The organism is uncultured Thermosynechococcus sp. (assembly GCF_937958135.1).
Lineage (GTDB): Bacteria > Cyanobacteriota > Cyanobacteriia > Thermosynechococcales > Thermosynechococcaceae > Thermosynechococcus.
This window is the reverse complement of record NZ_CALGOG010000030.1, coordinates 23,293-42,427: the sequence shown is the minus strand read 5'-3', so window position 1 is coordinate 42,427 and position 19,135 is coordinate 23,293. Positions and strand designations below refer to the sequence as shown.

General features: G+C 53.8%; 20 protein-coding genes and 2 riboswitches. Of the genes, 9 read left to right on the top strand and 11 right to left on the bottom strand.

From position 1 onward, the window contains the following. Positions 1-176 precede the first annotated feature (176 nt). From metE to Q0711_RS04150, 3 genes are all read right to left on the bottom strand, one after another. Positions 177-2,465, bottom strand: coding sequence for a 5-methyltetrahydropteroyltriglutamate--homocysteine S-methyltransferase (metE, locus tag Q0711_RS04160; RefSeq protein WP_298611585.1), 2,289 nt, complete (start codon positions 2,463-2,465; stop codon positions 177-179). A gap of 299 nt (positions 2,466-2,764) precedes the next feature. After that, positions 2,765-2,910, bottom strand: a riboswitch (cobalamin riboswitch). A gap of 149 nt (positions 2,911-3,059) precedes the next feature. Beyond that, positions 3,060-4,307, bottom strand: a complete 1,248-nt coding sequence (locus Q0711_RS04155) for an FAD-binding oxidoreductase (RefSeq protein WP_298611582.1) — start codon at positions 4,305-4,307, stop codon at positions 3,060-3,062. Beyond that, positions 4,304-5,170, bottom strand: coding sequence for a response regulator (locus Q0711_RS04150; RefSeq protein ID WP_298611579.1), 867 nt, complete (start codon positions 5,168-5,170; stop codon positions 4,304-4,306). The genes Q0711_RS04155 and Q0711_RS04150 overlap by 4 nt, the downstream gene beginning before the upstream one ends. A gap of 169 nt (positions 5,171-5,339) precedes the next feature. On the opposite strand from Q0711_RS04150, the gene Q0711_RS04145 reads away from it, so the two are divergent. Continuing rightward, entirely contained in the window at positions 5,340-6,167 is an 828-nt protein-coding gene (locus tag Q0711_RS04145; protein WP_298611250.1) for a DUF3598 family protein, read from the top strand. Here the strand turns inward: Q0711_RS04145 and lnt are convergent. Beyond that, positions 6,097-7,650: an apolipoprotein N-acyltransferase gene (gene lnt / locus Q0711_RS04140; RefSeq protein WP_298616985.1), complete on the bottom strand. Its 1,554-nt coding sequence runs from the start codon at positions 7,648-7,650 to the stop codon at positions 6,097-6,099. The two genes, Q0711_RS04145 and lnt, sit on opposite strands and share 71 nt — an antisense overlap. Further along, positions 7,601-8,800: a DNA double-strand break repair nuclease NurA gene (locus Q0711_RS04135; protein WP_298611256.1), complete on the bottom strand. Its 1,200-nt coding sequence runs from the start codon at positions 8,798-8,800 to the stop codon at positions 7,601-7,603. The genes lnt and Q0711_RS04135 overlap by 50 nt, the downstream gene beginning before the upstream one ends. A gap of 130 nt (positions 8,801-8,930) precedes the next feature. Between Q0711_RS04135 and Q0711_RS04130 the strand changes: the two genes are divergently transcribed. Next, positions 8,931-9,068: a hypothetical protein gene (locus Q0711_RS04130; RefSeq protein WP_298611259.1), complete on the top strand. Its 138-nt coding sequence runs from the start codon at positions 8,931-8,933 to the stop codon at positions 9,066-9,068. 310 nt (positions 9,069-9,378) lie between these two features. After that, positions 9,379-9,984 carry a hypothetical protein gene (locus tag Q0711_RS04125; RefSeq protein ID WP_299041716.1) on the top strand — a complete coding sequence of 202 codons (606 nt, stop codon included), beginning with the start codon at positions 9,379-9,381 and terminating at the stop codon, positions 9,982-9,984. A gap of 49 nt (positions 9,985-10,033) precedes the next feature. On the opposite strand, the gene Q0711_RS04120 is transcribed toward Q0711_RS04125, so the two are convergent. The 4 genes from Q0711_RS04120 to Q0711_RS04105 all read right to left on the bottom strand — a co-directional run bounded on the left by Q0711_RS04120 (position 10,034) and on the right by Q0711_RS04105 (position 13,492). Then, positions 10,034-10,486, bottom strand: coding sequence for a DUF4278 domain-containing protein (locus Q0711_RS04120; RefSeq protein ID WP_298611264.1), 453 nt, complete (start codon positions 10,484-10,486; stop codon positions 10,034-10,036). A gap of 44 nt (positions 10,487-10,530) precedes the next feature. Further along, positions 10,531-10,615, bottom strand: a riboswitch (Glutamine riboswitch). A gap of 118 nt (positions 10,616-10,733) precedes the next feature. After that, entirely contained in the window at positions 10,734-11,351 is a 618-nt protein-coding gene (locus Q0711_RS04115) for a Crp/Fnr family transcriptional regulator (protein WP_298616986.1), read from the bottom strand. Positions 11,352-11,517: 166 nt separating this feature from the next. Then, positions 11,518-13,038: an anthranilate synthase component I gene (gene trpE / locus Q0711_RS04110; RefSeq protein WP_298611269.1), complete on the bottom strand. Its 1,521-nt coding sequence runs from the start codon at positions 13,036-13,038 to the stop codon at positions 11,518-11,520. A 100-nt stretch (positions 13,039-13,138) separates the two neighbouring features. After that, on the bottom strand, positions 13,139-13,492 hold the full coding sequence (locus Q0711_RS04105) for a hypothetical protein (protein ID WP_298611272.1): 354 nt from the start codon (positions 13,490-13,492) through the stop codon (positions 13,139-13,141). Between the two features lie 84 nt (positions 13,493-13,576). On the opposite strand from Q0711_RS04105, the gene Q0711_RS04100 reads away from it, so the two are divergent. The 6 genes from Q0711_RS04100 (at position 13,577) to Q0711_RS04075 (ending at position 16,582) form a co-directional block, all read left to right on the top strand. Continuing rightward, positions 13,577-13,942, top strand: coding sequence for a hypothetical protein (locus Q0711_RS04100; RefSeq protein WP_298611275.1), 366 nt, complete (start codon positions 13,577-13,579; stop codon positions 13,940-13,942). 95 nt (positions 13,943-14,037) lie between these two features. Continuing rightward, positions 14,038-14,379 (top strand): LapA family protein, encoded by a 342-nt coding sequence (locus tag Q0711_RS04095; RefSeq protein WP_298611279.1) that lies wholly within the window; start codon positions 14,038-14,040, stop codon positions 14,377-14,379. A 73-nt stretch (positions 14,380-14,452) separates the two neighbouring features. Next, positions 14,453-15,019, top strand: a complete 567-nt coding sequence (gene def / locus Q0711_RS04090; RefSeq protein WP_298611282.1) for a peptide deformylase — start codon at positions 14,453-14,455, stop codon at positions 15,017-15,019. Positions 15,020-15,041: 22 nt separating this feature from the next. Continuing rightward, the gene (locus Q0711_RS04085; RefSeq protein ID WP_298616987.1) at positions 15,042-15,239 is read left to right on the top strand and encodes a hypothetical protein; all 198 of its coding nucleotides are present in this window, start codon (positions 15,042-15,044) and stop codon (positions 15,237-15,239) included. A 23-nt stretch (positions 15,240-15,262) separates the two neighbouring features. After that, the gene (gene gcvH / locus Q0711_RS04080) at positions 15,263-15,646 is read left to right on the top strand and encodes a glycine cleavage system protein GcvH (RefSeq protein ID WP_298611288.1); all 384 of its coding nucleotides are present in this window, start codon (positions 15,263-15,265) and stop codon (positions 15,644-15,646) included. Continuing rightward, positions 15,647-16,582: a branched-chain amino acid ABC transporter permease gene (locus Q0711_RS04075; protein WP_298611291.1), complete on the top strand. Its 936-nt coding sequence runs from the start codon at positions 15,647-15,649 to the stop codon at positions 16,580-16,582. A 6-nt stretch (positions 16,583-16,588) separates the two neighbouring features. Here Q0711_RS04075 and Q0711_RS04070 read toward each other — a convergent pair whose 3' ends face one another. Continuing rightward, positions 16,589-18,247 (bottom strand): Ppx/GppA phosphatase family protein, encoded by a 1,659-nt coding sequence (locus tag Q0711_RS04070; protein WP_298611295.1) that lies wholly within the window; start codon positions 18,245-18,247, stop codon positions 16,589-16,591. Positions 18,248-18,362: 115 nt separating this feature from the next. Then, positions 18,363-19,094 carry a hypothetical protein gene (locus Q0711_RS04065; RefSeq protein WP_299041710.1) on the bottom strand — a complete coding sequence of 244 codons (732 nt, stop codon included), beginning with the start codon at positions 19,092-19,094 and terminating at the stop codon, positions 18,363-18,365. Positions 19,095-19,135: the final 41 nt, after the last annotated feature.

Below are 19,135 nucleotides of genomic sequence, written 5' to 3'. Positions count from 1 at the left end.
GAAATCCCCCTTGGTGGAGCATCATTAAAATATCGGCCACCTCTTTGGGCAGGCCTAGGTAATAGTAACCAATATGGAATAGCACACCTGTGGCCGCAGTCATGACCTAGGGCGCGGCAAGCCTCGCCGTACCACTGCGCGAGAGCAAGCTAACAGGCCGGGGAGGATGTCAAAGGTTACTCACGGGACACTGAGTTTTGCAATTCAGTTCGCAGTTGCAAGGAAGCAGCCACCATATTTTTCAAAGCAGGGATGACTTCTTCCCAGCGGCGCGTTTTCAGGCCACAGTCGGGGTTGACCCAAATTTGCGCCGCCGGCAGATGTTCTAAAGCAGTTTTGAGCTGGCGGACGACTTGCTCCACAGTGGGTACAGCGGGACTGTGAACGTCATAGACACCGTTCCCCACTTGGTGGCGATAGCCCGCATCGGTAATTTCAAAGAGGGTTTCGTTGTTACTGCGGCTATTCTCAATTGAGAGGACATCGGCATCTAGACGCTCAATGTGTTCGATAATGTCTCCAAATTCCGAGTAGCACATGTGGGTGTGGATTTGGGTCTGCGGCTGCGCACCTCCTGCCGCCAAGCGAAAGGCATCCACTGCCCAACTGAGATAGTCTGACCAACGTTCAGTCTTGAGGGGGAGGCCTTCTCGCAGGGCCGGCTCGTCAATCTGGATGATTTTGGCGCCGGCTGCCTCTAAATCTGCAACTTCTTGGCGCAAAGCTAGGGCAATCTGAAAGGCTTGCTCTTGGCGGGGCAGATCACAGCGGGGGAATGACCAGTTGAGCATGGTCACTGGGCCTGTGAGCATCCCCTTGACCGGCTTGCCCGTGAGGGACTGGGCTACTTTGAATTCCCGCAGCGTCATGGGTTGAGGACGGAAGATGTCGCCGTAGATAATGGGGGGGCGCACACAGCGACTGCCGTAGCTTTGCACCCAGCCGTGCTCCGTCAAAGCAAAGCCGCTTAACTGCTGGGCAAAGAATTCCACCATGTCGGTGCGCTCAAATTCGCCGTGGACAAGGACATCAAGGTTAGCCTCCTCCTGAAGGCGAATACATTTGGCAATCTCGGCGTCAATGGCTGCCTCATAGGCCGCTTGGGAAATTTCTCCCCGCTTGAGTTTAACCCGCAGTTGGCGCACCTCCGCCGTCTGGGGAAAAGACCCAATTGTTGTGGTGGGCAGCAGGGGCAGTTGAATTTGTTGTTTTCGCCGTTCTTCATAGGGCAAAGAGCGCTCAAAATCCTTGGCGGTGAGTGCCTTGAGCTGGCTTTGAACCGTGGAGTTGGCGGGGCTAAAAGCGGAGAATGCAGTCCATTGGCTTGCCCGTTGCTGGAGAGCGTCAACAGCACCGGCTTGTCCTTTTAGATAATCCGCCAGCAAGCGCACCTCCTCGAGTTTTTGCTCGGCAAAACTGAGCACCCGGCGCAGGGGGGCGGCTAGCTTGGTTTCTCGGCGGACGTCGTAGGGGACAAATTGGAGGGAGGCGGAGGGCTGTAATTGGATTTGTGAGGTGACTTGGAGAATAGCCTCTAGGGTGGTCAAAACCGACTGGGGCTGCAAAGCCCAGACATTGCGGGCATCCACTATGCCTACGCCGAGGGTTTTGTCCGGCGGAAAGCCGTGCTGCTGTAGCAGGGCTAAATTGGTGCCACGGGTAAAGTCTAAGCTCAGACTGGCTACAGGCAAGCGCACTGCCCAGGGATAGGCGGCGCCGAGGTCATCGAAGTAGGTCACCAGATGCAGGGGCAGACCCACGGCACTCAATTGCTGATACAGACGTTCATAGAGGGATTGAAAATTCACCGCGTCGCTAAGAACCAGCGCTGGCTCATGGAATTGAACTCCCTTCACACCTAAGGATTGCAGGGTTTCTAGAAGAGCTTGGTAGCGATCGCCCAACTGGGCTGCCGCCTGCTCTAGGGGGATGGATAGGCGACTTAGGCGCAGAAAAGTGACCGGGCCAATGACAATGGGGCGAGCCGAATCCCCCAACAACTGCTGCGCCTGCTGCACTGTGGCAACAAAATCGCTAAAATCTGGCTCTTGCCAGCGATCGCCCACCTCAGGCACCAAGTAGTGGTAGTTGGTATCAAACCACTTTGTCATCTCCAGAGCCGGTATTCCCTCGTAACCGCGTGCCATGGCAAAGTAGCGCTCCCAGCCACTCAAGGCGGCAAAGCGCTCCGGCACAATGCCCAGCCGCAGACTCCAGTCCAGCATTGGGTCGTAGAGGCTCATGTCCCCAACGCCAATGTAGTCAATGCCCGCCGCCCGTTGAGTGTTCCAGTTTTCCTGGGCAATCATCTCTGCGGTTTGTTGCAGCCTATCTATCTCTAACTGACCCTGCCAGTAGGCCTCTAGGGCTTTTTTCAGTTCGCGGTTACGGCCAATGCGGGGAAAGCCAACCGTTGCCGTTGGCACAGATAGGCAGACTGTTGGTGCAGATAGGGGCTTGCTCATAGATTGTTGTCCTCTTGTGGTCTTCTAGGAATGGCTCTCAATTGCTCAAATGGGGTGCTGCCGTCTAGGGCAAGACGGCTAGGAAATATTCGGAAACCAAAGACTGTGCTTCCCTCGGAATGGCTCACGCCATTGGGGAAACTGGGGCTAGAGTTCTCTAGAGGGTTTTACAAAATTCCTTGGAGATGAGGGGGTGCGATCGCCCTTGCCCTGTGCCCTGACAAATCAATGCTCTGGCCGAGAGAGTATAGATACACCGGAAAATTGCTATTCATCCGTACCTCGCAGATGAAGTAAAAGGTGGACTATCACCTTCTGGCGGGCATCCTGACTGAGAAGAGGAGCCTCTTCATCACAGTTGCGGGACAGCGTCGGATTTGCACCGAACTTTCCCCCTTGCGTTTGTCGGCTGCTCCCCGACAAAACCAGAATTAGATAGAGTGTAGCACACGACCCACCTGTCCCAATGGTGCAAGGGGAACTCCATTGACCGGGCCTTACAGGTACCACTGGCCATCTTCAAGGAATACCCCCGCGGCTCCAGTTTTTCCCTAAGGCGGGCAGCTACCCTTTGAAATCAGTCGGGAAACCTTTCTACAAGTTGCCGACAAAAATACCAGTGTCGAAGACGCCCGTTGCATCCAACTGTTGCTTGAGCAACCGCATTAATTTGAAGGCATTGCCGCGATAGTCCCAGGCGTCCAGTTGCTGCTTGAGGCTCAGGGGTGCCCCCAGGACGGTGACATAGCCTTGGGGAATCCTTTGGCGCAGCCGCAGAATTAATTGGCGCAGGTGTTCCTCTTTCCCCTGAAGATAGACATAGCCGACGCCTGCGCTCATTTCACCCCGACACCCACAGGTCAATTCTGTTGCCAACCGGTGCAATTGGTTGAGCGTGGGCAACATCTCCTTAAGGGGTACGCCAATCTTAAGAATGACTTGTTCAGGGGTAGGGTTGAGGACAATCCCCGACGGGCTTTGGGATTCAAGGCGGAGGTTGTGGGTCCGCGCAATTTCACTTAGGCGATCGCCCAACATGCCCAGGGCAAGCACTTCCCGTAGGGTGTGAAACTCCAATTCCAGTAAAAGTCTTCCCGTGGGTTCAAGGCGCAGGACACAGCGGGCAGGGGCAAGGGAACTGCTTAAAATTGCCGCTAGGCCGCCCCCTAGGGCAGTGGTCTCTCCCTGGAGCTGCCAAATTTGCACTGCATCGGGTAGCGGATACACCCGCAGTGTCACTTCCGTTAGAATGCCCAGCGTGCCATAACTGCCAATGAGCAGTTTCATCAGGTCATAGCCGGCAACATTTTTAACCACGCGCCCCCCGGCTTTAACGATTTGGCCATCACTGCGAATGAACTTGACCCCCAAGAGTTGATCGCGCCATGACCCATACCGCTGCCGCAACGTACCATTACTTTGGGTTGCCAAGCAGCCACCAAGGGTGGCCGTTTCCCGAAAGAGGGGGTCTGCTGCAATCCACTGCCCCGCTGCTGCTAGGTGCTGCTGGAGTTGTTGAAAGGGAATGCCCACTTGGGTGGTGACGGTCATATCCGCTGCCGCATGATCTATGAGCTTGTGCCATGCGGTGGTGCGCAGAAAAATATCCGCCTTCGGGGTGTTCCCCAGCCAGTTGAGTTTGGTGCCTGCGCCAATGGGCAATACCCGCCAGCCTTCGCGCTGCGCACAGGCAACCACGGCTGCCCCCTCTGCAGGGGTGGGCGGAGTCACCAGCAGGGCACGCTCAGGGAGATAGGGGCGCAAGTGGGGGGCGCGATCGCCCAATTCCGCGAGGGAGTGAACCGCTGCCTCCCCCAACAGGGCGGTCAACGTTTGTTTCATGGATTACGGGTGGGCAGTTCAAAGACAAACCCTTCGTAGTATAAAAGTTGACCGTCCTCACTTTTGACAGGGCGGGCGCATTCACAAATCGTGGTGATTGTTTGATCAGCACGATACACTTTGGAGACCAAGTTGCGCACAACGCCGTGGGATTGAATTTGCTGTTGGAATTTTACCCAAGAGCTGTCGTCAACATAGGGACGTTTGTTGTGGTGTTCAATATCTGCTAGCCAGTCTTCAGCATCGGCATAGCCATAGATACGCGCCAAGGCATTGTTGACTTTGAAGTAAACCCCCTCCGGGGAACTTTGGTAAATCCCAACCACGGCTTCGTCAAACATCTGCCGATACTGCTCTTGAGCAGCTTGCAATGAGGAGACCAAGTCCCGCCGCTCTTCAGCAATTTCCTGCAACTGTTGGTTTTGCTTTTGTAACAGGGCATTCTTTTGCCGTAGCTTCCGCTGCAGGAGGGCAATCGTCAACTGGTTTTTTACCCGTGCGAGCACTTCTGCCTGCTGAAAAGGTTTGGTGATGTAGTCGGCGGCACCCATCTCAAAGGCCTTGACTTTGTCAAACACGTCATCGAGGGCACTAATGAAGATAATGGGGATATGCTTGGTCTTGGGATTCGCCTTGAGGGTTTGACAGACCTCGTAGCCATTCATATCGGGCATCATGATGTCCAGCAGGATTACATCTGGCGGTTCGGCCTCAATGCCCATAAGTGCCATTTGGCCACTGATGGCACCGCGCACATCGTAGCCCTCAAGTTGGAGCAGTGTGGTTAAAACTTCCACATTTTCGGGGGTATCATCGACAATTAAAATGCGACCAGCCCCTGAGTCAAAGAGGTCGGTGGTCATGCACGGGTCTCCCAATGTCAATCGTTCGTCAGCGCCCTGACATTCCCCATCCTATCAAAGTCTTTTCTGAGTGTAGGCGATCGCGGGTTCACTAGCTGTTGGCAAATTCTCAGCGCGGGATTCTCTTTTTTCTATAGGATGGGAAGGGGATTGCCGAGCAAGGGGAACAATGACAACCAACTGGGAAAACTTTCGCAAAAACCTTGGGGAGTGGCATGGCTCGTTTACGGCTGTCAGCCCTACGGGAGAAGTGGGAACCTCGGTGCCGTCAATTTTGATCCTTGCCGATACAGCGGACGGGCAGCGGGTGCGGTTTGAACTGCGACGCTTTGGCAATGGCCTCGATCAGCCCCCCACCAGTGAAACGGTGCAGGAGTATGCCACGATTGGCCGCCAAAATGTCTTTTTTCCCACGGGCGCCTTTTCTAAGGGGTCGTTACAGGTGGCGCCCTTTGCGGAGTTTGGGGCCGAATATGGATTTGTGATGGGCGATCGCCGACTGCGGTTTGTCCAACTCTTTGACAAAAATCAGCACCTGCAATCCATGACCCTGATTCGCGAGTTTCGTGCCCACAGTAATGCCGTTGAACGTCCCCCTTTAACCGTGGATCAACTCCTAGGCGAATGGCGCGGTACGGCCTACACCGTCTATGCCGACTGGCGATCGCCCACGGAAACTGCCACCCATCTTACCCTCTGGCGCGAAGGGGACTGTCTCCACCAAGTGCTGCAAACCCCCGACAATCGGGTGGAAACAACCGCCACAATTGCCGGCTCACGCCTTCTCTTTAAGGAGACGGATCAACCCAAGCAGCTTGTGTTGCTACCCGATGGCACCTCTAGCCTAACCCCGCTGCAAGTCTCCTTTCGTCAGTCCTTCTTTGTGGAGGTAGGCTGGTTGTGGGCGCAGGGGCAGCGGCAGCGCCTCATTCGTACCTATGGCGATCGCGGGGAGTGGGTGAGTGCCACGCTCGTTGTCGAAGAACAGATACACTGAGCATCCCCAGTAGGAGGGGAAGCAACCAATCCCCATAGCGGGTGTAGAGAGTTTGGGTCTGGCGACGGAAAATTCTTGCTGCATGAATCACAAATTCATCGGTATCTGAGAGCCAAACGGTCTCCCCCGTCGGTGCAATCACCGCAGAAAGGCCGGTATTGGTGGCACGGACTAGCCAGCGATCGCCCTCCACGGCGCGCAATACATCGTGGCCATGGTGTTGACTCATGAGTTGACGGCGGTAGGGGTCATTGTTGGCCAAACTGAGGATAAACTGTCCGCCGTGAACTAGTTGCCGGCGACTGCGGTGGGAAAAGGCGGATTCAAAGCAAATCAGGACAACGGCCTTGCCCCAAGGGGTGGCAAACACTTGCTCAGGGTTCCCCGGCAACAGGCGCGATCGCAACGTGGACAACCGCTGCACCACCCCTGAGAGCCAATCGGGAATGTATTCCCCTAACAGGACAAGGTTAACTTTGCTATAGCGACTGTAAATCTCACCGTTGCTATCGAGCGTTAAAAGCACCTGTTGATGTCCCCCCGCTGTCTCCATAAACGTCCCCAACCACAGGGGCACCCCTGCCTCCCGCACTGCGCCAGTGAGGGGATTCATTTGCCGGGGGCGCCAGAGAATTGGCAGTGCTCCCTCAGGGGTTAAAACGGCATCCACTCCCAAAGTTACCAGTTGGCGATAGCCACGGACATAGTCCTGCCAAGCACGGCGGATACCCTCTGGCGTGAGCTTTTGTCGGGTCGGGATGTTGCCTTGGATCAGACCCACCCGCAGCGGTTCCCCTTGATCTGCAATGACCCTAGCGCCTAGGACACTATTGAGGCCGATCGCCCCCGCAAGCGTAATCGCAAGCCAGACCCTTGCTCCTACTTGCCGCTGCAGACTGAGGGTGACCAAGCCATTCACGGTCATGATCACCGCTGTAATTGTGGTGGGTCCGCCAAGCCGACCCAGTTGCATTAGTCCCCTTGGACTTTGGGTCAAGGATAAACTAATCCACCACAGGGGCGAATAGCTCCAGAGGGCTTCGAGGGCACACCAGAGCGTTACCCCCCACAGGAGTTGCTGAAGCGTGGATTGCCGCCCACCATAGCGGGCCATCAAAAATGCCCAAAGACCACTGAGGATTCCCCCCCAAACGCTCAAGAAAAGCCAGATTCCCCGTGAGATTAACCAACTGGGCACAGGGGCAATGCCAATCCATGTCAGGGGATGCAGATCCCATACCCAGACTAAGCTGCTGCCGTAGAACCCCAGTCCCCAGCACAGTCCTGCGATCGCTGCCCCCAGGGGAGATAAGACTTGACACTGACACCACAGGGGCACAATTCCTAAAAAGGCTAAGAACCACCAACTCACCGGCGGTAGTGCCAACTGTGTGCCCCAACCCGCGATGCTTAAACCAACGAACAGCAGCCACCTAGGCAATACTTTGGCGTTTGCGTTGCTCTTTGGGGGAAGGAGCCACATGCCAGTGTCCTGCTTTAATGAGTTCCCGTTCCAGTAAAGCAAAAAAGCGCTGGCGATCGCTGCCGCGCACAACGGCTAAATTGTGGGCTTCCGCCAATGCCACAGGATAGCCGTGGCCTTTTGCAATCTGGGCTGCGGTCAATGAGACCGCCTGTTGCCACAGCTCTGCATCCTCCGCCACCCATTGGGGAACTTCCAAGCGCACCACTTCGGTGCCCCCATGGAGATAGGCAACACAGATGCGGTGTTCACCGTAGTGCTCCAGAATACGACTGCGGCTGCGCCAGAGGGGGCTGTACTGTTGTGGCTGCAGCTGAGCTTGCCAAAGGAGAACATCCCGCAATGGTTCAAAGACCTGACAGGGCAGGCGATCGCCCGCCGCCGGCGGACTGAGGGGATGGCTCTGACCACAGTGGCGACTACAGTTGGGTTCAGGGTAGGGGCAAACCCCCAAACGCAGAAAATTCACGGTTTCATGGCTGCGGGAGGCGCTGATATAGCCCACAAGGGGGATCCTTTGGGCGCGCAATTGATCCCACGCAGCCAAAATGGGAGTCAACAGTTCCTCGCGCCCCATTGGCGGCAGTGATTCCCACATCCAGAAAATGAGTGACCCATCCAGCAGGGCCAAACTAGGGGTGGTTGGGGGATGAGTTTGAATCAACTCCCCAAGGGCAAGAATTTCCGCTTGGGTGCGGCGGTAGCGTAACCAGTCCTCAATGGTGAGTCCCCAGCCCCGCGATCGCCCCAATTCATTGGGGTCGTAAATCAGTTGGGGCACGCTGTCTAAATGCGGCCGCTGTCCTTGGCCATAGGCGATCGCCACCCGTCCCACATTAATTAAATAGCAGTAGGCAATTTCATGGTGACTGGGGGCAATTTGCGAGCCATCAACTGCAAAGATAGTGTGCTGGCTGGGGGCAGGGGAAACAGTATGCCGAACCGTTAGGGGTTCAAGGGGTTCGGCCACACTAAAGGGAAAGGCCTCCCCCCACTGTTCAATTGCTTGGCAATAGGTGTCTAAAGTTTCGGCCATGGCTGTGAGCACCTCACGGGCATGGGTCTGTTTCTGTTGGCTGGCGATCGCCCCCTGACGGATAGCTTGACCCACCCTACCCATTTGGGCAGCAACTTTGACCAAGTCCAGCACTGTTTTCGTCTCTAGGAATACAGATGTACAAAAGCCTTATTCCAATACTAAACCTAGATAACATCCCAATAATTGCTTCCTGTCAGCAGTTTGGCTGACGCATTTTTCAGTACCGGCAGAGAATCTCTCTTTGTCTTTGCCCTTTTCCCCGCGGACTGACGAGCCAGAACTGATTCAGCGATCGCCCCAACAACTCAAGTCTCCGCAGTTTCAGCAGCAATTCTGGGGTTGTCTGTGGATGCTCAATCACAAGCCAAGTATTAACTAGGTGTTGATTTCCCATCGGCCTATGGGCTGGAGCAGTTCATTTATGTAAGTCAATTCTAAGATTTATTACAATTGGCAATTGTAAGGAAGTTTGGTGGTTGCGAGGGGTACACTCAACAGTAGCCCTCTATATTCACTACAGTCTTTTGACAAGAATTGAAGATGCTTAAAACTCCCATAGAGTAAGATTTAGATAGCCTACACCTTAGAAAGCTGCCCTATCCTTTCCGCAGGACATTAGACATTAAAATTCACCTATTAACGTCCCTTTATCATTGAAAGTTCAACCATTTTCTAACAGTAAGGGAAGTATGAAGATTGGCGAACTACTGCTGAAAGCAGCTCTAATTAACCTTGGTCAGCTTCAAGTGGCCTTGATGGAGAAAGACATCTACAGTCACCTGCGCCTCGGAGAAATTCTGGTTCTCCACGGTTGGCTTTCACAGAAAACCGTTGACTTTTTTGCTGAAGAATGGCCTAGGCTGATCCAAGATAAAGAAAAACATCCCATTGGTTTTTATCTCAAAAAGGCCGGTTTATTGACCGAGGAACAAATTCAGCAAATTCTCAAGGAACAGTGGCAGATCGGCTATCGCTTTGGCGCTTTGGCTGTCCTCAATGGCTGGGTAAAACAGGAAACGGTGAACTTTTTCCTGCAATATGTGAACCCCGCCGCTCTCCAAGAAAGCAGTCGCATCGAAAGGGCACGGCGGGAGAATCCAGGGAAATCGAAGGGGTCTTCGCAACTCCCTTCGTTGAAACCAGTTCATCAGCAACTGAAGCAGGAGTGGATTGATCCAGAGGATTTAGCGGAATTCGACCTACACTTTGATGAGAACCAGTGGTTAACTCCGACAGAAACACCACAGCGGCATCCAATAAAAACTCGCACGAGAGGTCAACCCATGCGAGGCTAATTAATTATTTTTTTAATCATTGTTGGAAGAGGACACCCATGGGTCTGCCTTAGCTCATTGTGGCAGGACTGCGGTCATAGCTTGTCCATAGCTGGGGCTTAATTTTGCCCTGAATTTGGTTCCAGTAATGACCTGCAGCTGCAGGTAATCCCATTTGGGCAATCATCCGTGTCAGGAGGGACTGTTCGCGGTTCTTGATCACTTGGTGGTGATGGGTGAGAATCACCCGCGAAAGTTGATTGAGATCAAGGGCTGGCATGTTCACTTCAGTAGCTGTGTGGGCACCGGGAGTTGACATGGTATTCTCTACTGCTGCTGGGTTGGTACGGTAGGCAACGCCACGATAGATCAAATCCTGCACGGGCTGCGCCGGGGGATTCACTGCATGGGTACAGTGGTAATTCCAACCCCGATACTTTGCAACAACATCGGTTGCTTCCGTGCGTACTGCCGGCGGAACGTAATCGTATTGAACGCCGCGATAGGTAAGTGTGGTTGTCATGGTTATCGCCCCAAATTGTTTACGAGGTGGTTTTTGTCCACTGAGGCGCGTTCCTTCGGGACAACTGCCCTACTTCCGTCTTCGCTCCTCCCCCAAATTTTGGGAAGCTCTTTAGCGAAGATGAACGATTTATTTCTGTATCCAATTTAACATTTTTGCCACTATGAATGCAAGTTTTTACAAAAATTTACACTAGCAACCCTCCCCTATGTTCGAGGGGGCCTAAATAGGGGGGATGGGGATGTACTCAAGTCTCAGCAGTGTTGATCAGAATGATGTGGCGATCGCGATCGTAGGTAAGCCACTGCTCCTCTTTGAGCTTGCCCAGCAGGCGAGTCATCGTCACCCGACTTGTCCCAATGGCCGTTGCCAGTTGCTGATGGGTCAGGCGAACACTGTAGCGCGTACCCAAGGGATGGGGTTGACCAATTTCTTGTTTCAACAGCAAAAGTAAATGGCGCAATCGATCCTCAATGCGACGATGGCTGGTAATTCCTAGGAGACCTTCTGCTTGAGATAGGCGACGGGCAAGACCGCGTACAAGACTTTGGGTCAAGTTGGGAGAGGATTCCACTTCCATTAGGGTAAAGAGCATCAGCTCTACTTTAGACAGTGCTTTGGCTTGGTAAGCGGTTAGACGGGTCAAGGGTAAACCAAAGGCGGTTCCCGGTGTAGCCAGCCCAACCACCACTTCCTCGCCCTCAGGATGCAGCAGATTTAACAGGACAACGCCACGGCTGACCAACCAAATTCGCTCCGGCTCCATCCAGATGCTCTCACCCATGCTAAAGGTGTGGACTCGCGCAGAGGAACGCCAGCGTTCCTCCACAGGGGGAGTGATTGCAGCAGTGGAGACGTTTGCCATGGCAGCAGAACCTCAAGCAAAGGAACCAATATCCGGGTGCAAACCCAAGAGATTGGTTGTTTTTCCAACATTCCCAGTGCCTGTGTTCTGGGTAACGTTAGTCGAAACTGCCTATTAGGCTAAGGGGCAAACGTAAAGATGAGATAATCCTTAGCTCAAGAGAGGGTTAAGGTTTTATTGCCAAGGCAGAAATTGCCTCCAGCACTCCCCGTGCTTTATTCAGGGTTTCTTCGTATTCCCGTTGGGGATCGGAGTCCGCCACAATGCCAGCACCCGCTTGCACGTGAATGAGATGTTCGTCCTCAGTAAGGGGTTGCACCACCATTGTGCGAATGGCAATGGCCGTGTTCAGCTGACCTTCAAAGTCATAGTAACCATAGGCACCCGAGTAGGGGCCACGGCGGCAGCCCTCCAATTCATGAATAATCTCCATCGCCCGAATTTTGGGGGCACCACTCACTGTCCCGGCGGGGAAACAGGCTTGAAGTAAGTCCCATGCCGTTTTGTGGGGGAGTAGCTCTCCCACCACATTGCTGACAATGTGCATGACATGGGAATAGCGCTCAATCACCATAAACTCTTCAACGGTGACACTCCCTTGACGACACACGCGCCCCAAATCATTGCGCCCCAAATCCACCAGCATGACGTGTTCAGCCACTTCTTTGGTGTCAGCGAGGAGTTCTGCGGCAAGTTGCTGATCTTCGGCGTGGGTGTGCCCCCGCCTACGAGTGCCGGCAATGGGACGCACAGTGGCAAGAAAAGACCCGGTTTTTTCAGGGTGGTGCTCGGCCTTGACCATTACTTCTGGGCTGGAGCCAATGATCTGCCATGGGCCAAACTGAAAGTAGGCCATGTAGGGAGAAGGGTTAATCAGGCGCAAGGAGCGATAGAGGGCAAAGGGATCCCCCCTATAGGTGGCACTGAGGCGTTGGGAGAGCACAACTTGGAAAATATCACCTGCCCGAATGTAGTCTTTGGCACGCTCCACGTTGGCACGGAAGGCTTCAGGGGTAATGTTGCTGGTGTAAGGGGGGGGTTGACGACTGGGCTGCCAGCGGAGTTGGGTCGCCTCGGCGGGAATGGGAGTTTGGAGTTTACTCAAAAGCCGCTCTAGGCGATCGCTGGCGTGGGTATAGGCCGTTTTCAAGTCCGTGTCGCGGGTATCGGCATAGACCACGGCCCAAATTTTCCGCTTTACCTGGTCAAAAATCAGGATTTGATCCACCTGCATCCAGACGCCATCGGGCAAATCCCTTGCGGTGGCAGGATGAATGGGCACCCGCGGCTCAATCCACTGAATGAGTTCATAGCCCCAAAAACCAAAAAGTCCGCCGATGCCCCCCGGCAGTTGGGGGAGCTTCACGGGCTGATAGGGGGCAAGACAATCGGCCAAAATCGTGAAGGGGTTGCCAGTAAATGTGGTTACGGAGCCATCGCGATGGGTTTGAGTAGTTTGGTTGCCCCGTGTTTCCAGTACCCACAACGGATCACAACTGAGGAGGCTATAGCGCGCTAGTTGTTCGCCCCCCTCAACGGACTCCAGCAAAAAGTTGTAGGGGCGATCGCGACAGACCCGGTACCAAGCCGATACGGGCGTATCCATATCCGCCACCCACTCCTCGTAAATAGGGATGAAATTCCCCTGCTTGGCAAGCTGACAAAAGGTCGAAAAATCGGGGTACATGGTTGCGTCAGTAAAAACCTTTTTATTCTCTCTCTAAAGGAGGGAAAGAGCAATCTCAACACCAAGGGTGAGGTGCTGCTGGAGTGGCACGTGCAGTAAATCAACCCCTGCGAAAAGCAAAGGGATACCTTTGGCGCGTGGTGGGCGTATCTTGCAGTCGCGGTTTCAAAAGATGTTCCTGTTGATCTGGCACCTGCCATGGCAAATCCCGCGCAAAGCCATGCTGCTTCAGCCGATAGGCTTGGCGATTGGAGTGGAACGTATCCTCGGCCAAATTGCCACGGGTGGGAAACAGGAGGGGAATACCGCCGCGAGCGCTCAACTGCGGGTCGGCAAAGCGTTCCCAATCCGAGTACACCAGTCCATGTCCTCGCCACTGCCAGCGACTAATCAAGCCGCCGCGCTCTGGGATGATTTCGAGGCGAATCCGTTCGGCGTGGAGAGTATAGGGCATTACCATCGCTCGATGGTGCGCTTACTTTTTAGGATACAGCCCCGCCTACGCTAGAATAGCGGCAATGCCCTTGGAGGGAGGCCAATGTCCCTGAGATTTACCCTAAACCCCACCCTACGCTTTTGGTTCAGTGTGTTGCTGGTCACTTGGTTGCTGGGGCTACTGGGGCTAGGCTGGTTAGTACAATCCTTTTTGGTGCTGTTTTTAATCTTAATGTTGACCCCTGTGCTCTTTTTTGTGGGGGTGCAACTTTGGTTGCGCTGGAAGCTGGTGACGGCGGCCTGTCCAGTGTGTGGTTTTGAATTTAGCGGTTTGAACAATACTCAAACCCAATGTCCCGCCTGTGGTGAAGTCTTGAGGGTGCGCGATCGCCAGTTTCAACGATTGGCTCCCCCCGGCACCATTGATGTTCAAGCAGTAGAAGTCAGTCACTCGGTGATTGAGGACTAGCCACAATGGTATGATTAGCCCAAGATTGTTGGTTGCCGGCAAGATGCCCGGTGCAACAATCCCTATCTATGACCAAATTTGTTACAGGATGCCCTATGCGACAACTTAACTTTGTCATGATATTTGTCATTGTCTTGGGCTTGGTTCTCTTTAGTATTCAAAATACAGATCCCGTTAGTATTAAGTTCTTTGAAGGAAAGGTGATTCAAGCCCCATTGTGCATTGAACTCATTGTGGCCATGGGCATTGGTGCTCTCTTTGCTTGGGTCTTTAACGTCTGGGTACAGGTGCAGCGCATCTTTACAATTCGGGTGGAAATGCAAGCCCGCGATGAGCAAATCGCCCACCTTGAGGAGGATGTGGAACGCTACAAAGCTGCCCTTGAGGAACAACAGCGCCTCTTGCCCAGTGTCAGCAGTGCCTCGACAGAAAAGTAGTCTAGAGCCTTAAAAATTCGTTAGGCTAGGAAGTGATTAACTTTTGTTATTTTGTGTTAACTCGGCGTGTCCTATGGCTGCATCTCTGGCTGTTGAAAAGAAAAAGTTAAAAAATCCGCCCCTCCAATTGCACTATTTGGGCGATCGCGTGCTGCGTCAGCCCGCCAAACGGGTCACCAAAGTTGATGAAAGTATTCGCGATACTGTGCGGAAAATGCTGCAAACCATGTACAGCGCCGATGGAATTGGCTTGGCAGCGCCACAAGTCGGCATCAATAAGCAGATTCTCGTCATTGACATCCATCCCGACGATCCCGAAGCAGCGCCATTAGTGATGATTAACCCCGTCATTAAGGACTTCAGTGAAGAGCTGGAGGTATGCCAAGAGGGGTGCTTGAGTATTCCGGGGGTTTACCTAGAGGTGCGGCGTCCAGCAATGGTGGAGGTGGCCTACAAAGATGAGTGGGGACGTCCCCAAGTGATCATGGCAGGGGGGCTGCTTGCCCGTGCCATCCAGCACGAGATTGATCACCTGATGGGCGTAATGTTCGTAGATCGCGTGGAAAACCAAGCGCTGCTGCGCCACGAACTCAAGGAGCATGGCTTTAACGCCAGTGCGGTGCGTCCCATTGCTGCATAAGAAACCTTGGGGGTCATCGTCTGTGGCCAAGAGTTATCTATACCTATTGGGTGCCTGTGTGGCAGCGATCGCCACGGTGGGGAGCCTTTTTGAACTGAGTTCTGGGGAGGCTCAGTTGGGCACTGTACCGACCACTGTGATTTTGCTCCTCAGTGCACCCCTTGGTTTAGCGGCCTTCATAACGGCTGTGCGCCTTGCCCGTGCCGGCGATCGCCCTTAAAACGTTAGTCCGTAGAACTTGCTATGACACTCATCTACCCTGACGATCTCCAATATCTCGACAGCCATGAGTACCTGCGCCTTGAGGGTGAGACGGCCACCCTCGGCATTAGTGCCTTTGCTGTCGATCAACTGGGAGACATTGTCTTTGTTGAGTTGCCCGCTGTTGGCGATACCCTAGAAACCGGTGAGCGCTTTGGCACGATTGAATCCGTCAAGGCCGTTGAAGATCTCTATGCGCCCTTAACGGGAACTGTAATTGCCGTCAATCAGGCGGTCATTGACAATCCAGAGCAAATTGCTGCCGATCCCTACGGCGAGGGGTGGTTGGTGAAGGTGCAAGTCAGTACCCCTCCCACAGGACTTCTCTCAGCAGCGGATTATCGTGCCCTTGTGGAAGGAGCTTAGGTGGCAACGAACGCTCTGCAAGGTCTTGTGGATGGACTGGCCACAGGCGGTGTTTATGCCATTTTTGCCCTCGGCTACACCCTTATCTTCTCAATTCTAGGCATCATTAACTTCGCCCATGGCGCCGTTTTTGCCATTGGGGCTTACCTCACCTATGCCCTTTTGGGAGAACGCTTTGGCTTTAATGGTCTTTTGGCCAATGCACAACTTCCCTTTGCCCTGCCCTTTGTTCCTGCGTTAGTGCTAAGTGCCCTTGGCTGTGGTCTGTTGGGAGTGGGCATGGATTGGGTGGTCTTTCGTCCTTTACGACAGCGGCAGGCGGATACCCTCTTGACGGTGGTGGCCAGTCTGGGGGCTGCTATTTTTCTCACTCACTTGATTCAATATTTGGTGGGAGCCGAAGTCTATACCTACCCCGATCAACTCTGGGGTGGGTTGCCCCTCACCCTAAAACTGGGAGATATTGCCCTGCGCACCAGCCAGTTAATTATCTTTACAGTAGCTGTGGCCTTGATGATTGCCCTGACCTATTGGGTGAAAGGGACGCGCCTGGGCAAGGGATTGCAAGCGGTGGCCGAAAATCCCACTGCTGCTACATTACTGGGGATTGATGGCGATCGCCTGATTCAAGTGACATTTTTTATCAGCAGTGCGCTGGCGGCTGTTGCCGGCACCCTTGTTGCCTTAAGTGTTGGCATTACAGGACCGCAGTTTGGGGTGATCTTTGGCCTCAAGGGATTAGCGGTGATTGTTCTCGGTGGTCTGGGGAGCTTGCCGGGGACAATGCTGGCAGGCTTTTTGCTGGGACTGGTGGAGGCAATGGTACCTGCGGCTGCATCGGGTTTTCGGGATGCTGTGGCCTTTGCAATTTTGTTTCTTGTGCTGCTTGTGCGCCCCCAAGGACTCCTGGGCCAGCCGCCGGTGGAGAAAGTCTAAGGGCAGCTAGCAATTCCCTGCGGTTGCTAACACAGGGCTACCAGAGGATACCAGCTCCACCTTCAAACTGACGCCAAATTGGGTTTCAAAGGGGTCTTTTTTGTAGTTAACGCTCCAAATTTCTAGCTCACAGCGATCGCTGGGATCCGCTGGATGCACCTGCACACAAAACTCCCGCTGGGGGGCACGCCACTCACAGCTAATGTGATCTACGGCTCCGATTTGCCGCCGATCCAACGCCGAAGCCAACCGCAGCATCGCACTCAGTTGCTCAACAATTTGCCGTTCTCGCCGTCCCACCAACTGGCGGAAGTTTTCATGTTTTTTCTTGGGGGGACTCTTGCGATGATAGCGACAGAGGTTGGCAATGATTTCAATTTCCGTATCGGTGTAGCCGAGCAGGCCGCCGTGGCGCACCAGGTAGTAGGAATGCTTGTGGTGTGCAGAATGGCTGACGTAGTGCCCCACATTGTGGAGAATAGCCGCTGCCCAGAGCAGCTCTCGCTCGACCTCTGTCCAGTGGTGGAGAATCCCTTGGGTGTAATCAAACAGAGTGAGGGCAAAATCGGCAACCCGTTCACTGCTGGGGAGATTGACGTGGAACTTTTGCGCCAGACTGTAGATACTGCGCTGCCGCACTGAGCTTTGATAGCGGAGGCGGTCTTCAATCAGGCCATGGGTGAGCATCCAGTCCACAATGATGCCTTCCCGCAGGGCGCGATCGCAGGTGATGAGGCTAGTTTGGCCAAGCATCTCCATTGCTTCAGCAAGAATCACTGCTCCCGCAACAATAATTTCTGCGCGTCGCTCCGACATCCCCAGGAGTTGACAGCGCTGGCTAAAGTTGAGCCGCCGCAATTTCGCCACCAACGCCTTTAAGTCCGTCAGTGTGAGTTCATAGCCCCGCAGTGAGGGGGGACAAGCGCCGAGACGATCGCAGGTGTGAATCATCATCAGACTTTCAATGGTGCCCGAGGTGCCTACCAATTGGGGCTTCTCATGGGGGCCAAGGTGCTGTCGCAGCTCTTCCACGGCCCGATCCAACATTCCCCGTACATAGGCGCGCAGGGCGGCGTAATCTTGATCGCTAATGGGATCACTCTTAACAAATAAATCTGTCAGGCGTACTGCCCCCACTTTGGTACTGCTGAGATAGCGGGGTTCGTGGCCATCCCCCAAGATTAACTCTGTGGACCCCCCTCCTATATCAATGATGATGTGGGGTTTGCCGTTAAATTCCAGCCCCGAAAGAACCCCCAAGTAGATGCGCCGCGCTTCCTCTTCCCCAGAGATTAAATCAATCGTAAGGCCAGTCTCCTTCTTAACCCGCTCTAAAAACTCGCGACCATTGGGGGCTTCGCGCACAGCACTGGTGGCTACGCCAATAATTTCTTCCGCCTTGAGACCCTTGGCCAGTTCACGACAGCGGCGCAGGGTGGCGATCGCTCGATTCATGGCCTCCTCTGTGAGCTGCCCCGTGATTTGGCAGCGCTCCCCCAACCGCACCATATCCTTTTCGGCGGCAATAATTTTGAAGCTGGGTAAACTGGGCTGAATTTGCACGACCACCATGTGAATTGAGTTTGTCCCAACATCAATTGCCGCCAGAATGCGCTCGCCGAGATGCACCGATCGCCACAGGTGGAGATGTTGTTCAGCCGTCATTGGACTTGTTATGAAGGGGACAAACACCCCCTATGGTACCCTAACTACAACCCTTTTCCCGAAGATGAAATAGACTCAAAAAGACTCAAAACAAGGAAAGCGGGTATCTCCCATTTCAAAAAAAGGCTGTATTTCCTGTTAAGTGATCCTTAATTTTGGCGGCAATCCGTGAGCCTAAATAATCGGGAATGACATTGCCATTGGGGCCGAGGAGATAAAGCAACAATCGCACCCGTCCCTGCCAAAGCATAAAGTTGATATTCACCACCAGCAGTTCCTCTTGCCAAACGGCGTGCATCACCTTGTAAAGTAGTGCGGGATGATTGGTGGACTCCACCAACAGCGCCGGCAGATGAAAGACCTGATCCTGATAAAAGCTGGTAGTAACTTGCGGTAGGCCTTCGTTGAGGTTAAACTCCATCGCCAGCATTTCCTCAACGGCAAACTCGCCACTGAGGGTCTGTTGCAGGGCACGGCGCACCCTTTCACTGCGTTTTTTGGTAAGGGCTTTGCCCTGCTCTGAGAGGATCAGTTTGACAAACACCAGCATCGGTGGTCGTACATGGCCGTAGAGTGAGACACTGTGAATCGTCAGCTTATAGGCGGCCATCACGCCAAAGAGATCACTGAGCAGATAGGAGTGATTGCGGTGGGCAAAGTGGAGAACAGAGCGATCGCCCTCAGGGACAATCTGAATCACTGCCTGATTGGTTTTGTGAATTTGAAACGCCAGTTTCAGGTTCTGCAATTGGACATCCCGACCTACAAATTGCTCATAAAACTCTGGAAAGGAGCGGTTAAACCGCTTCAGAACATCCAGGTTGCGCAGTTGAAAATCGGAAACCATGGTTGAGAGTCGCTATACTATAGCCTAGGCCGGGTTACACT

What these genes read in the sequence shown, in the direction of transcription:
- Q0711_RS04145 (WP_298611250.1), top strand. Translation starts at nt 5,340, where the DNA reads ATGACAACCAACTGGGAAAACTTTCGCAAAAACCTTGGGGAGTGGCAT.
- Q0711_RS04155 (WP_298611582.1), bottom strand. Translation starts at nt 4,307, where the DNA reads ATGAAACAAACGTTGACCGCCCTGTTGGGGGAGGCAGCGGTTCACTCC.
- Q0711_RS04125 (WP_299041716.1), top strand. Translation starts at nt 9,379, where the DNA reads ATGAAGATTGGCGAACTACTGCTGAAAGCAGCTCTAATTAACCTTGGT.
- Q0711_RS04070 (WP_298611295.1), bottom strand. Translation starts at nt 18,247, where the DNA reads ATGACGGCTGAACAACATCTCCACCTGTGGCGATCGGTGCATCTCGGC.
- gcvH (WP_298611288.1), top strand. Translation starts at nt 15,263, where the DNA reads ATGACACTCATCTACCCTGACGATCTCCAATATCTCGACAGCCATGAG.
- Q0711_RS04100 (WP_298611275.1), top strand. Translation starts at nt 13,577, where the DNA reads ATGTCCCTGAGATTTACCCTAAACCCCACCCTACGCTTTTGGTTCAGT.
- Q0711_RS04120 (WP_298611264.1), bottom strand. Translation starts at nt 10,486, where the DNA reads ATGACAACCACACTTACCTATCGCGGCGTTCAATACGATTACGTTCCG.
- Q0711_RS04095 (WP_298611279.1), top strand. Translation starts at nt 14,038, where the DNA reads ATGCGACAACTTAACTTTGTCATGATATTTGTCATTGTCTTGGGCTTG.
- def (WP_298611282.1), top strand. Translation starts at nt 14,453, where the DNA reads ATGGCTGCATCTCTGGCTGTTGAAAAGAAAAAGTTAAAAAATCCGCCC.
- Q0711_RS04150 (WP_298611579.1), bottom strand. Translation starts at nt 5,170, where the DNA reads ATGACCACCGACCTCTTTGACTCAGGGGCTGGTCGCATTTTAATTGTC.
- trpE (WP_298611269.1), bottom strand. Translation starts at nt 13,038, where the DNA reads ATGTACCCCGATTTTTCGACCTTTTGTCAGCTTGCCAAGCAGGGGAAT.
- Q0711_RS04065 (WP_299041710.1), bottom strand. Translation starts at nt 19,094, where the DNA reads ATGGTTTCCGATTTTCAACTGCGCAACCTGGATGTTCTGAAGCGGTTT.
- Q0711_RS04115 (WP_298616986.1), bottom strand. Translation starts at nt 11,351, where the DNA reads ATGGCAAACGTCTCCACTGCTGCAATCACTCCCCCTGTGGAGGAACGC.
- lnt (WP_298616985.1), bottom strand. Translation starts at nt 7,650, where the DNA reads ATGTGGCTCCTTCCCCCAAAGAGCAACGCAAACGCCAAAGTATTGCCT.
- Q0711_RS04105 (WP_298611272.1), bottom strand. Translation starts at nt 13,492, where the DNA reads ATGCCCTATACTCTCCACGCCGAACGGATTCGCCTCGAAATCATCCCA.
- metE (WP_298611585.1), bottom strand. Translation starts at nt 2,465, where the DNA reads ATGAGCAAGCCCCTATCTGCACCAACAGTCTGCCTATCTGTGCCAACG.